The 11646-nt window shown below is 70.8% G+C and carries 20 protein-coding genes and 1 tRNA gene; 19 read left to right on the forward strand and 2 right to left on the reverse strand.

Features of this window, described 5'->3' with window-relative positions:
* The first annotated feature begins 81 nt into the window (after positions 1-81).
* Positions 82-155 (forward strand) — tRNA-Pro (locus tag G5C65_RS05555).
* A gap of 104 nt (positions 156-259) precedes the next feature.
* Here the strand turns inward: G5C65_RS05555 and G5C65_RS05560 are convergent.
* Complete coding sequence (locus tag G5C65_RS05560; protein WP_165297487.1) at positions 260-1813, reverse strand: LacI family DNA-binding transcriptional regulator; 1554 nt, start codon at positions 1811-1813, stop codon at positions 260-262.
* A gap of 344 nt (positions 1814-2157) precedes the next feature.
* Positions 2158-2727, reverse strand: a complete 570-nt coding sequence (locus G5C65_RS05565) for a helix-turn-helix domain-containing protein (RefSeq protein ID WP_165297488.1) — start codon at positions 2725-2727, stop codon at positions 2158-2160.
* A gap of 117 nt (positions 2728-2844) precedes the next feature.
* Here G5C65_RS05565 and G5C65_RS05570 point away from each other — a divergent pair, with 117 nt between their 5' ends.
* The 18 genes from G5C65_RS05570 to G5C65_RS05655 all read left to right on the forward strand — a co-directional run bounded on the left by G5C65_RS05570 (position 2845) and on the right by G5C65_RS05655 (position 11531).
* Complete coding sequence (locus G5C65_RS05570) at positions 2845-3336, forward strand: helix-turn-helix domain-containing protein (protein ID WP_338146244.1); 492 nt, start codon at positions 2845-2847, stop codon at positions 3334-3336.
* 168 nt (positions 3337-3504) lie between these two features.
* Positions 3505-3735, forward strand: coding sequence for a hypothetical protein (locus tag G5C65_RS05575; RefSeq protein ID WP_165297490.1), 231 nt, complete (start codon positions 3505-3507; stop codon positions 3733-3735).
* The gene (locus tag G5C65_RS05580; RefSeq protein ID WP_165297491.1) at positions 3732-3932 is read left to right on the forward strand and encodes a hypothetical protein; all 201 of its coding nucleotides are present in this window, start codon (positions 3732-3734) and stop codon (positions 3930-3932) included. The genes G5C65_RS05575 and G5C65_RS05580 overlap by 4 nt, the downstream gene beginning before the upstream one ends.
* Positions 3932-4786: a hypothetical protein gene (locus G5C65_RS05585; RefSeq protein WP_165297492.1), complete on the forward strand. Its 855-nt coding sequence runs from the start codon at positions 3932-3934 to the stop codon at positions 4784-4786. The genes G5C65_RS05580 and G5C65_RS05585 overlap by 1 nt, the downstream gene beginning before the upstream one ends.
* On the forward strand, positions 4779-5018 hold the full coding sequence (locus G5C65_RS05590; RefSeq protein WP_165297493.1) for a hypothetical protein: 240 nt from the start codon (positions 4779-4781) through the stop codon (positions 5016-5018). Before G5C65_RS05585 ends, G5C65_RS05590 begins: the two co-directional genes overlap by 8 nt.
* Positions 5015-6046, forward strand: a complete 1032-nt coding sequence (locus G5C65_RS05595; protein ID WP_165297494.1) for a lambda-exonuclease family protein — start codon at positions 5015-5017, stop codon at positions 6044-6046. Before G5C65_RS05590 ends, G5C65_RS05595 begins: the two co-directional genes overlap by 4 nt.
* 66 nt (positions 6047-6112) lie before the next feature.
* Positions 6113-7051: a recombinase RecT gene (locus G5C65_RS05600; RefSeq protein ID WP_338146245.1), complete on the forward strand. Its 939-nt coding sequence runs from the start codon at positions 6113-6115 to the stop codon at positions 7049-7051.
* Entirely contained in the window at positions 7051-7779 is a 729-nt protein-coding gene (locus G5C65_RS05605; RefSeq protein WP_165297496.1) for an exonuclease domain-containing protein, read from the forward strand. Before G5C65_RS05600 ends, G5C65_RS05605 begins: the two co-directional genes overlap by 1 nt.
* Positions 7776-8033 carry a hypothetical protein gene (locus G5C65_RS05610; protein ID WP_165297497.1) on the forward strand — a complete coding sequence of 86 codons (258 nt, stop codon included), beginning with the start codon at positions 7776-7778 and terminating at the stop codon, positions 8031-8033. Before G5C65_RS05605 ends, G5C65_RS05610 begins: the two co-directional genes overlap by 4 nt.
* On the forward strand, positions 8026-8709 hold the full coding sequence (locus G5C65_RS05615) for a hypothetical protein (protein WP_165297498.1): 684 nt from the start codon (positions 8026-8028) through the stop codon (positions 8707-8709). Before G5C65_RS05610 ends, G5C65_RS05615 begins: the two co-directional genes overlap by 8 nt.
* On the forward strand, positions 8706-8930 hold the full coding sequence (locus G5C65_RS05620) for a hypothetical protein (RefSeq protein WP_165297499.1): 225 nt from the start codon (positions 8706-8708) through the stop codon (positions 8928-8930). The genes G5C65_RS05615 and G5C65_RS05620 overlap by 4 nt, the downstream gene beginning before the upstream one ends.
* Positions 8927-9496: a crossover junction endodeoxyribonuclease RuvC gene (locus G5C65_RS05625; RefSeq protein WP_165297500.1), complete on the forward strand. Its 570-nt coding sequence runs from the start codon at positions 8927-8929 to the stop codon at positions 9494-9496. Before G5C65_RS05620 ends, G5C65_RS05625 begins: the two co-directional genes overlap by 4 nt.
* On the forward strand, positions 9493-9768 hold the full coding sequence (locus G5C65_RS05630) for a hypothetical protein (protein WP_165297501.1): 276 nt from the start codon (positions 9493-9495) through the stop codon (positions 9766-9768). The genes G5C65_RS05625 and G5C65_RS05630 overlap by 4 nt, the downstream gene beginning before the upstream one ends.
* Positions 9765-10004, forward strand: coding sequence for a helix-turn-helix domain-containing protein (locus G5C65_RS05635; protein ID WP_165297502.1), 240 nt, complete (start codon positions 9765-9767; stop codon positions 10002-10004). Before G5C65_RS05630 ends, G5C65_RS05635 begins: the two co-directional genes overlap by 4 nt.
* A 300-nt stretch (positions 10005-10304) precedes the next feature.
* Entirely contained in the window at positions 10305-10649 is a 345-nt protein-coding gene (locus tag G5C65_RS05640) for a WhiB family transcriptional regulator (protein ID WP_420903283.1), read from the forward strand.
* A gap of 75 nt (positions 10650-10724) precedes the next feature.
* On the forward strand, positions 10725-10964 hold the full coding sequence (locus tag G5C65_RS05645; protein ID WP_165297503.1) for a helix-turn-helix domain-containing protein: 240 nt from the start codon (positions 10725-10727) through the stop codon (positions 10962-10964).
* 26 nt (positions 10965-10990) lie between these two features.
* Positions 10991-11149 (forward strand): hypothetical protein, encoded by a 159-nt coding sequence (locus G5C65_RS05650; protein WP_165297504.1) that lies wholly within the window; start codon positions 10991-10993, stop codon positions 11147-11149.
* Positions 11150-11234: 85 nt separating this feature from the next.
* On the forward strand, positions 11235-11531 hold the full coding sequence (locus G5C65_RS05655) for a hypothetical protein (RefSeq protein ID WP_165297505.1): 297 nt from the start codon (positions 11235-11237) through the stop codon (positions 11529-11531).
* Positions 11532-11646 lie beyond the last annotated feature (115 nt).

Genomic DNA, 11646 nt, shown 5'->3' on the forward strand with positions numbered 1-11646 from the left:
CCCCCCGCTCCCCCGCCGGGCGCTCCGCGAAACCCGATTTCACCTCAGCGCCCGGCTGGGCTACAGTAGTCGTCGTTGCTTCGGGGTGTGGCGCAGCTTGGCAGCGCGCTTCGTTCGGGACGAAGAGGTCGTGGGTTCAAATCCCGCCACCCCGACTGTGAAGTAGCAGGTCAGGGCCGGTATCCCTCATGGGAGACCGGCCCTGATTGCGTTCTGGGAGCCCTCTGGGTGTCAACTGGGTGTGATCTTGGTCGGCCTTCTAAGCGGCCTTGGCGCGTTCCTGCAACAGCCGATCCAGGACGGGAACAGCGGAACGCGGCGCGAGCGCCAACCTGTCGTCGAGTGACTGGAACCACAGCTCGGTCAACTGCTCCATGAGCAGCGCCCGCATCGAGTCCGTCACGTGTGCGTAGCGCGCACCGACCGAGCCGTCCTCGTGGCCCATCCGGTCGTCCATGAGGACCTTGGGAGTGCCCAGCTCCTCCATCACCGTCCGATGCCCGTGACGAAGACCGTGGCGGGTGAGCCGGTCCTTGATGGGCAGCCAGCACGCCTCAGCGCGGGCGGACGCCCCGCGGCCCCGTACGGGCACGCCGGGCCACGGCCCGGCCGACACCGGCACCGGGTGTGCCTCCTGCGGGGCCTTCTTCGGGTACCAGCCGGTCGCGGCCGGGGTGAAGATCCACGTTGCGTGGCCGGAGCGGCGCCAGTGGGCTGCCTCGCGGGACGGGCCGACCTGGCGGACGAAGCCGACTTCGGCGATGGCCTTCTCGACCTTCGCGCGGGTCTTCTCCGCGACCATCTCGGGTCGGTTGAGGACGTTGGAGACGGTGCCGGTGGACACCCCGGCCAGCTCAGCGACCTGGCGGAGGGTCGGGCCGGGCTGACGCTTCCCGCCTACGCCCCGTCCGCTGTACACGTACGTGAGGCCGTGGCACGGACACGGCTGGGGCTGGGTGCGGGCGATGTGGTCGCCTACGAGCAGGGACAGGAAGGCCGGCGAGTCGATCGTCCGGTACGAGTCGTCCTTCGGCGGGCATTGCAGCAGCTCGCCCGTGTCGAGTTCGTAGAGCTGCCATTCGATGCGGAAGGCGCGCGACTCGGGTCTGGCGTACTGCGTCTCCAGGCCGACGAGTTCGCCCCAGCGCTGGCCGGTGTAGCTCTTGTGGATGGTGGCCACGAACTCGTCGTCGCGTCCGGACAGGAGGGACGCGCGCTCGGCCAGGAGCAGCGCGCCGAGCATGGACGTGATCTGCTTCTCGGGTCCGCGCTTCTGACGTCGGCCGTGTCGACGTCCCCGGCCGCGCCGCCGTTCAGCCGGGTTCTTGTCCGCGTGGCCAGCGTCGACGGCGTCGGCGAGGATCAGGTGTAGCAGGGATCGGTACGTCCGAACGCTGCTGGCCGCGAACTCCTTCTGCTGTGCCTTCTCCCAGGCCGCGACCATCGCGGGCGTGATGTCGCGGATGGCCTTGTCGCCGAACGTCGGCAGCAGGTGCGCCAGTGAGCGCGGGTAGTTCTGCATGGTCGAGTCTGCGAGGCTCTGCTCCTTCATCCACTCTGTGGCGAAGTCGCGGAAGGTGACGCGGCCTGCCGCCGCCGCCTGCTCGGGGGGTATCCAGCGGCCCTTCTTGGCCTCGGTGAAGGCATCGGCCTCGGCCTTCTCGGCAGCCTTCTGTGCGGTGGTCTTGGTGGGGAACCGGACGGCCCGGCCGTCCTCGTCCACCACGACGCCCTGCGCCTTGCGGTCGGGTCTCTGGTACAAGGCCCGGAAGTACGTCTTCCCTCGGGCGGTTCGTTTCTCCGCGTATGCCACGGCGGCTCATCCTCCTGTCGTTACGAAGGCGGCGATCACCTGGGAGGTGGGGAGCCTCGCCCGCTTCAACGCGGCGGTGATTGCGGCCTCTTGGGCCGCCGTGTAGAGGTCAGCGTTCAGGAAGAGAACACCCTCGTACAGTTCCTGGTCGACCCAAGCGACGACCTGTCGGGGTGCACCTGAGACGCGCTTCGCTCGGCGGCAATGTCCGGACGCCAATTCACGACCCCCTCTCTGGCAAATGACCCCCCAATGTGCCTATAGGTGTACCTGGGATGACGCATAAGGAGTAAAAGGTGATGCCAAAGTGGGTCAAAAATACCGCGAAAGAACCAATGGTGTGATTACTCGTCGAACTCGACATCGATCTTGAGTTTTCGGAGGGCGGCAAGCAGCTCATCCATGGGCGCCCCCTCCTCCCCCCGGACCACAATGGTTGCCTTCAATCGCCCGGCTGACGTGGTCACTTCGGCCACGCGGGCATCAACCAGTGGCCCTTCTTTGAGAGATTGCTGCACCAAGAGCGAGAGGTCGGACGGCGCCTCATGCTCGCCCACCGAATCGCTCACGCGTTCAGTGAGAGCCTTCTCAGTCGAACTGGTCTCACGTTCGACGGGTTCACCCCCGCCGAGGACCCTGTCGATCGAGTCCTCGGCCCATCCGACTTCCCTGGCATATGCGAGGACCGTCGGCGTCACTTTGCGGATGTCGCCCTTCTCGATGTTGTGGAGTGCGCCCCGCTTCACGCCGATCGCCTCGGCGAGATCTTGCTGCGGAATCTCTCGTGCAGCGCGTGCAGCCTTCAGCTTCTGCCCAAGGCGTGCCCAGTCTCTCGTCATGCCTTCCATCATGCCGTACGCGCATGCAACAGCAAGTGTGGTTGCCCAGCGCACATGGGCGTATTCGTTGCACATCGAAGCACAGAAGTGTGCGGAGCGTCACACCCCCTGAACAGGGGAATGTTTAGTTTCTGTACCCAGAAGTACCCGACATGTCTTGCATCCGTATCGCCCCATGTCTAGTCTCTGAACGTGACACCGAACGGAACGGCAATTCGGGCTCTCCGTCAGGTCCAGGATCTGAGCTTGCGGAGGCTCGCCAAGCTCGCGGGGATCTCCGCGAGCCAGCTCTCACGGGTCGAGACGGGCAAGGCCGGCGCGGGTCAGGAAGTGATCTGCCGCCTGGCCGGGACGCTCGACGTTCCCGTGAGCGACATCACTCTGGGAGGGGACATGGCGTCCACCACGAAGGAAGCGCCCGCGAAGGCCAAGAAGGCGACGGCCACGCGGGACGTGCCGTACCCGGGCAGCCCGGACGGCGAGTGGTTCCACTACACGCCGGAGGAGGCCGCGCGCTTCCTCCCCTGGTCCGCGCTCCAGCTCAAGCGCCGGGCGTACGCGCGCCAGATCCCGTTCAACGACGGCGGCGCCAGGGTCACGTTCACCGGGCGCGACATCCGCGAGATCAGCGAGATGACCGCGGTGCGCCCGCTCGCCGAGACGGCTCAGCGCCGTAGCGGCTGACAGCACATCAAGAGGGGCCGCCCGGACCGGGCGTGGTCCAGACAGCCCCATTCACCAAGCACACCTCACCTGACGAGAGACAGAGGTCACCTTGGCTTCCAACCACTGTATCCGCGACAACAAGACCGCCCCCGCCGCTGCACCCCCCGCGACGGGAGGTACCGACCGATGAGCCCGCTCGTTCTCGCTGCCGTCATCGCAGCGGCCGTACTGATCCCGGCGTTCATCTTCGTACGCCGCGCAGCGATGGCGCCGCCGAAGGAAACACGGCACGACGCCCGCACCTGCACCCTGTGCGCCCCGATGCGGCACCCGTCCCAACTCCACACGCGCCGCTCCCTGTTCAGCCTGCCTCGGCAGCGCACCGCACCTGACCACCGGGACGGAGGTGCGTCGTGAAGCAGCACCCGCTCGCGGTCATCCCGCGCCACAACGACGGCTCGCTGTGCGGGCACGGCCCGGCCGACACCTGCCCCGGCACCGGCGACCTGCTCGCGCTGTGCGCCTGCGGCTGGAACACGGCCGGCACCGTCCGGCTCGGCCTGGCAGCTCTCCACGGCGAGCACGCCCGCGTGCTGATGGGCGGTGACCGCTGATGCCCGCCCCCATCACACCGAAGCACCGCGAGGTCGCGCAGCGCGCCCGCGAGGCACGCGGCGGCTGGGTCCTCGCGGCGGTGTACCCGTCGGCCGACAGCGGGCAGTCCGCTGCCCGCCGCATCCCCCGCGCCGAGCGGATGCCCGCCTACCACCCGCCGGGCACGTACGAGGCGTACGACGCCCGGCACGACGACGGCACCGCCGTGTGGGTCCGCTACACGGCCGGCTTGCCCAAGCCCGCGCCTCGCCCGCCCGCCGCCACCTACCGGGTGTGCGACCGGGGCACGAGCCGCAGCTACGAAGGCGTCCGCATCGTCGCGGTGACGGTGTCGCCGGACTGCCCGCGTTGCGGCGGTCCCCGCGGCAGCGCCGTCCCGTACCGCTTCCACGAGGACGGCGAGTGGTACGTCGTCGACAAGTGGAAGAACGGCTGCGGCCACACCGACATGTACGACGGCGTGCTCACCGAGGCCCGCGAGCTGGCTCAGATCGCCGCCGAGGCCGCGTTCACGCTCGGCGAGGAGGCCGCCGAGGCCGGTGAGTTCAGCCAGGCTGTCACCCTGCTGCGCGCCCTGGAGAGGAAGCAGCGGTTCCTGACCGCCCGCCGGTCGGCACTGCTGCTGGCCGTCGCCGGGCACAACGAGGCCGCGCGCCGCGTCGAGGAGGAACGCACCTCGACCTCGGGCCGCATGTCGGCCCGGGACGCTGACCAGTTCCTCGTCGGCCTGGCCGCCGCCCGTGCCTCGTGCACCGATTGCGACGACGGGCTTATCAACTACCGGGCCAGGGACGGCGAGTTCGTGTCTCTGCGCTGCCGTCGGTGCCGCCGGGATGTGGTGCCCCATGCGTGACCTGCCCCGCGATCTGCGCACGCCCGCCGAGGTGGCGTGGATGCGCATCGCCGAGAGCGACGACCCGGTGAAGTTCCAGACCGTTCTGGGCCTCGCGAGCGCCGCCCTCACCGCGGGATCGGACATGGCGACGGCGGCGTGGACCGTCGACGACCCGGTCAAGATCGCCGCCGAGATCGAGGCCCTGGCCGCCGCGCGCCGCCTCAACTCCTGCCGGAAGGACCCGAAGTGACCACGACGACCGCGCCCTCGGGGGCGCCGACCGCGCGGCTGCTGCTGCCCGCCGACGCGACCGAGGCCGAGTGGCACGCCACCCGGCGGGCGGGGATCGGCGGCAGTGACGTCGCCGCGATCCTCGGCCTGGACAAGTACCGCGGACCTCGCCACGTGTACGAGGCCAAGCACGGCCGGCCCGACTTCGTCGACAGCGAGTCCGCCGAGATCGGCCGCGAGATCGAGGACTTCATCGGCTACCTGTTCTCGAAGAAGTCCGGGATCGAGGTGGTGACGCCGCCCGGGACGCTCGTGCACACCGAGCACGCGTGGATGTTGGCCAACGTCGACCGGTACGCTCTGGACACCTTCGGGCAGGTCGCCGGACCGCTGGAGTGCAAGAACCGGTCGGAGTACCAGCTTCAGGACTGGGAGGAGGGCGTCCCGGACGCTCCTGCGCTCCAGTGCCACTGGTACATGGCCGTCGGCGGCTGGGATCACGGCTATGTCGCCGCCCTGGTCGGCGGCAACAAGCTCAGGTGGCATCGCATCGAGCGCGACGAGGAGATGACCGGCTGGCTCGTCGACAAGCTCGGCGACTGGTTCCGGCGGCACATCGTCGAAGGCGTACCCCCGGAGGCCGACGGCCTGGAGGCCACCACCGAGCTGCTAGCCCGGTTGTGGTCGGTCCAGCCGGAGGCGGTCGCCGAGATCGACCTCGCCACGGCGAAGGAGCTGCGTGCCCGCCGCGCGGACCTCAAGGAGCGGGCCAAGACGATCGCCGCCGATCTGCGCACCGTCGAGAACGAGATGCGCCGCCTGACGGGCGAAGCCGAGATCGCCAAGGCCGACGGACAGCCGGCATGGACCTGGAAGCAGAACGGCGCGTTCGCGCCGAAGAAGTTCCGCGAGGCACACCCCGATCTGGCCGCCGAGTACACGCACCTGGTCGAGGCCATCGACACCGACCGGCTGAAGGACGAGAAGCCGGAGATCTACAGCCAGTTCCGTGCCCGGGTGCTCAACGTGCCCGCGAAGGGGGTGTGACCCGTGCGGAGCACGCTGAAGGATCGAGTCCGCGCAGCCACGAGCGACGAGCCGAACCGGACGGAGGTGCGAACGGCCGCAACGGTCGAGGACGGCACTGAGGAGGAGCTGCACGCCGCAGAGCGGGCCGAGGGGGGTGCGACGACCGACGCCGTCCTGTCCTGGCTGGAGCGGTACGGCGACCACTTCACCCAAGCGCTGCCGAGCCACGTCGACCGGGGCGCGTTCCTCGCGGCCGTACGGGCGGCGCTGCCGGACCTCGCACCGTGCACCCCCGCCTCGCTGCTGCAAGCGCTCCTGGCATGCGCGCGATTCGGGTTGATCCCGGACGGTCGCCACGCCGTCATCAAGCGCGAGGGGAAGCTCGCGACCTTCGTGCCGATGTACCAGGGCTACGTCGATCTGATGTACCGGTCCGGCCGGGTCGGGTCCGTCCACGTCGGGATGATCCACGCCGGGGACGAGTGGAACTACGAGCCGACCGCTCCGCCACCGCTCGACTTCACGCACAAGCCCGGCCTGAGCCTGACGCGGGAGCAGCGCGGCAAGCCGATCCTCGCGTACGCGTTCTGCTGGCTCGCCGGAGGCGCCCGCTCCCAGGTGGTGATCCTGACGCGGGAGGACGCCGAGGAGATCCGCGACGAGTACAGCCAGGCGTACCGGCGGGCCAAGGAGTCCGGCCGGAACGATTCGTTCTGGCACACGGACTTCGACGCGATGTGGGCGAAGTCGGCGCTGCGGCGGCTGCACAAGGTCGTGCCGATGTCGACGGAGCTGGTGCAGCTCGCGAAGGCGGACGACGCCGGCGACGCCGGGCAGGTGCAGGTCGTTCATGCCCCGGACGAGGACGCGCAGGCCCTCGCGGACGCCACCGCGGCGCACGCGGCGGCCGAGGGCTCGCAGGAGCCCGTACGGGTGGCGGCCAAGCCGAAGAAGCGGGCGCAGCCGAAGCGGCCCGCGAGCCGCAAGGCCCGTCGCAACAAGGGCCGGAGGCGTCGCCGCTGATGTTCTGGCACGAGCAGGAGTTCTGCGGGTTCGATGTCGAGACCACCGGCACGGACCCGGAGTACGACCGCATCGTCACGGCCGCCGTCGTCACCGACGGCGGCGGCCGGCCGGGCACGGTGCGGCAGTGGATCGCCGACCCTGGCATCCCGATCCAGCCCGGCGCGACGGCGGTGCACGGCTTCACCACGGAGGCGGCTCGCGCGGCGGGCCGCCCCGCCGGGCTGGTCGTCGGCGACGTCCTCGACGCCCTCGCTGGCCTGGTCGCGGCCGGGCTGCCGCTGGTCGTGATGAACGCCCCGTACGACCTGACGATGCTGGAGGCCGAGGCCGAACGGCACGGTCTGCGCGGGCTGTTCGGCCGCGAGGTACCGATGGTGTTGGACCCGATGGTGCTGGACAAGCACGTCGACCGGTATCGGCCCGGCTCGCGTCGCCTGGACGCTCTCGCCCGGCACTACGGCGTGCAGCTCGACGACGCGCACAACTCGGTTGCCGACGCGGTCGCCGCCTGCCGCGTCACCCGCGCGTTGGTCACCGAGCACGGCAAGCTGGCCCAGGTGCCGCTGAACGAGCTGCACGAGCAGCAGGCCCGTTGGGCGGTCGAGCAGCAGGAGAGCCTGCGCGAGCACTTCGCGACAACCCCCGGCAAGGAACACCGCGCCCGCACCGTTCGGGTCGGCTGGCCGCTGATTCCGGCGATGCGCCCGGAGGTGTGGCCGACGTGAGTGACCGCATCTTGTCGGGCCTGTTGGCCGTCGGCTTCGGCGCTTGGACCGTCATGGCCGCCGTCCGGTCCTGGAGCGGGCACCGCGGCCGTCACCGCGTCGGCCCGCCGACGGCCCGGTTCCACACCGGCGCCCCCCGCGCGTATTGCCCGGCCGAGGGCCGGGACACCCCGCACACCTTCGACGCCGGACGGCGCCGCTGCCTGGTGTGCAAGACCACCACGACGACACCAGGGGATATCGACGATGGATGAGCCCTTTGGACCGGAGTACGTCCGCCCCCCGCAGAAGGACTGCCCGGACTGCCCGTGCTGCACGGTCGACCTGTGCAAGCGCGGGCGCACCAGCCTCTTGGAGTGCGTCGGCTTCACAGCCGACGAGCACAAGGACACGGTGTACGGCTGCCCGTGCTCGACGGTGACGACCCCGCACACCGCTGCCTGGCGGGCCGGGCTGGTCCGGGTGACGCGCCTCGCCCGTGAGATGCCGATCGGTCTGGAGGCCGAGGCGCTGCTGGCCGTCCTCGCCGACGGCCAGGACGTCGACGCCGACGGCGAGCTGTTCGCCCAGTTGGCGGTGCGTGGTCTGGCGACGCGGACGGATGATCTGCGGCCCGTCATCACCGACTTGGGCCGCACCTACCTGGCCGCGCGGGACGACGAGCGAGCCACCGCCGCTGTGCAGGTTGTCGACGTCGACAAGAAGGACCGCATCGCGCTGGTCGAGGTCGCCGCGTGGCGGCCGGAGGAGCCGGTGACTGTCCTCCTCGACCAGGTCACGGCCGACACCGGCCTCTCGGCCGACGAGCTGCCCGAGTGGCTGGCGGCCGAGGCGAACTGTCACGCGCCCGACACCGACCGGCTCGTGCTCACCGGGTTCTCGGTCACGCCGGACCCGCCGCAGGGCTGGACGGACGGTGAGTCGGAGTGAACACCCTCGCTGTCGTCGTGCTGATCGTGTGGGCGGTCGGCATTCCGCTCGGTGCCGCCGTCACCGTCGTGCAGGCCCGCCAGGAGCCCCTGCTCCGCATCGCCTTCCAAGTCCGGCCGGTCGCCGCCTGCCTGTACTGCGCGGTCCTCGTGGTGTGGTGGCCGGCCTCCATCCTCCCGGCGCTGCTGCTGCGCGTCTCTGGTCAGGGGGTGCGCCGATGACGCGGCCCGCCTCCGAGCCGACGCTGTTCGATGCCGGTCCGCCGCTGGCCGTGGTCGCCTTCGACCTGTCCGTGGCCGCAACGGGTATCTGCTACCGGGACGGGTCGACCGCCACGGTGAAGACGCGCGTCGCGGACGGCGACCGGCGTCTGCTCCAGATCGCCGAGGCCGCGCGGATCGCGGTCGGCGGCCCGCACCTCGGGCTCGGCCACGCGCCAACGCTCGCGGTGCTGGAGGACATCCCGCAGAACAGCCACGCGGCGAAGGCCATCAGCATGGTGCACGGCGTCGTCCGGTCGGTGCTCATCGAGGCCGGGGTGCCGTACGCGCTGGTGACGGCGGCGACGCTGAAGGCGTACGCCACCGGCCGGGGGGCCGGCGACAAGACCGCGATGGTGATGTCCGCGTACAAGCGGGCCGGGCTGGAGTTCGCCGACGACAACTGCTGCGACGCCTGGTGGCTGTGGTGCGCCGGGCGTGACCACCTGGGTATCCCGCCGATCGAGCTGCCGAAGGCGCAGCGAGACCGGCTGGCCAAGGTGAAGTGGCCGGAGATCGAGCGGTGAGCGCGCCCGACGACGCCGTGTGGCGTGAGGCGTTCGACGAGCGGTCCGTCGCCTTGGACAGCGGTCACCTGCACTGGACCGGTGCCACCAGCGGCCGGGGCACCCCGGTCCTGGCCGTGGCCAACCAGGTGCACACCGCGTACCGGCTGTCCTTCGCCTGGCACCACGGCCGTGAGCCCGAGGGCAACGTCCGCCCGGCCTGCGGCTTCCCCGGCTGCGTGGCCGGCCCGCACCTGCAAGACCGGGTGCTGCGCGAGAGGAGCGTCGCGTGATGCTCCCCGGCGCGACGTGGCATCGCGGCATCGACCTCATCGCGGTCGAGCGGGCCAAGTCGGGCCGGGGCGACCCTCCGGTCCTCACCGAGGAGGAACAGCGGTACGCGTGCCGGGAGATGACCGACGAGGGCCTATCCGCGTCGTTCATCGCCGATCGTCTGGGCGTCGCGCAGCGGACCGTCACCCGCTGGCGCGACGCCGACGCCCGGCCCGAGAGCGGTGATGCCGGGTGATCTGGGTCGAACTGTTCCTCGCGTACGGCAGCGCGGTGGACGCCGTCGTGGAGTCGCGGAGTGTGTGGGCGCCGCTCGTTCTCGGGTTCGCGTCGGCCGGGTGGGGGCTCCGCCGTGCTCCGCGCCGGCCACGTCGCCGGCGTGCCCGGACACCTCCCGGACAACGCCCGGACACCGAGCCGGACATAACCGCGCTTCCGACGCCTGCGAGGGGGGTGACCTGCGCGGACACAGGGCCGGACACGTCTGGGACGAGGGGGCGGACATGTCCGGGCACGACGAAACACCGAGGAGCTGACCATGGCACGACCGAGCCGCTACGCGCCGGACACCCTTCCCCGGCCGCACCACTGGATGGACGACGCCGCCTGTGTGGGTGTCCCCACAGCGGCGTTCTTTCCCGCCGGAGAGGGCGGCGTCCCGAGGTCGATCGACGCCGAGTACGCCAAGGGCTTCTGCGCGGGCTGCCCGGTCAAGCCGCAGTGCCTCACCCACGCGTTGACGTTCCGGGAGGACTACGGCGTGTGGGGCGGGCTCGATGAGCACGAGCGGGCCGAACTGCTGCGCCGGGCGCGGCGCGAGGCGGAGAACCAGCGCCGCCGGGAGCGCGCGAAGGAGAGGGCCAAGGCCGCCACGGCGGCGTAGTCCCGCCCTGGGAGCTGGTGCCCCGCACGGCCGGGCTCGATGCCCGCGCCGCGTACAAGAAGAGAGGAACGAGCAATGAGCGAGACGGTGACGCCCCGGCGCGGGGCACGGCAAGGCAGCGAGTACCGGCCCCGGCTGCGCGGCGAGGAGCGCGAGGAGATGCGCAAGACGCTCGCGAAGAAGTACAAGGCAGGCGCGTCGATCCGCGACCTGGCGGCCGAGCACAACCTGTCATACGGGCTGGCCCGGCACCTCCTCATCGAGGCCAAGGTGCCGCTGCGCGGTCGCAGCGGACGCCGGAAGGCCCGCGGATGACCAGGCGAGGCCCCGAGAGAGACCCCTTGGCCCGCTTCCTGCTCGGTTCCGGGCTCGGAAGCATCGCGGGCGGCATCACCTACGCCATCCCCGCCGCGTCGGCCTGGTGGTGGGCGGTCGCCCTGTTCGTCGCGCTGCTCGTGTGGTTCGGCGAGCCGGTCGTCGAGTTCTTCACCGGGGACTGACCCCGGCCTCCGTGGGGCCGCGCCGTTCTCCACCGCTGCGATACGGCGCGGCCCCGCGGTCTCAGCCCGTAGGAGAGGAGAGGCCATGCGGTGTCCGCAGTGCGGCGAGCCCGTTGTGTGGACCGTGACCGACGCCGGGAGACGCCTGGCGGTCAACAAGACGCCGGACGAGAACGGCAACACGGCCGCGTATCGGGACGGCACGGGGACGTGGCGGTCGCGGCGTCCAACGGACGAACTACCGCTCGCCCGCTGGGAGAAGCGCTACATGCCGCACGTCGCAACCTGCCAGGCGCAGGCGCACCGGAAGAAGCGGCGCCCGGCGGTACTGCCGCCCGGCGTCGCGGACATGGCGGCGTACCGACGCCGCGATGGGCCGTGACCGGCCGGCCCGCCCTCGTGGCCCCTGCTGGCCCGTGATCCTCCTCGACCTCACCTGATCAAGGTCGCGTCACCCTTCGCCCTGCCCCCACCGGGCAGCGGCCACGTCACCCGAG

Origin of the sequence: Streptomyces boncukensis (assembly GCF_011045075.1) — a bacterium.
GTDB classification, from domain to species: Bacteria; Actinomycetota; Actinomycetes; order Streptomycetales; family Streptomycetaceae; genus Streptomyces; species Streptomyces boncukensis.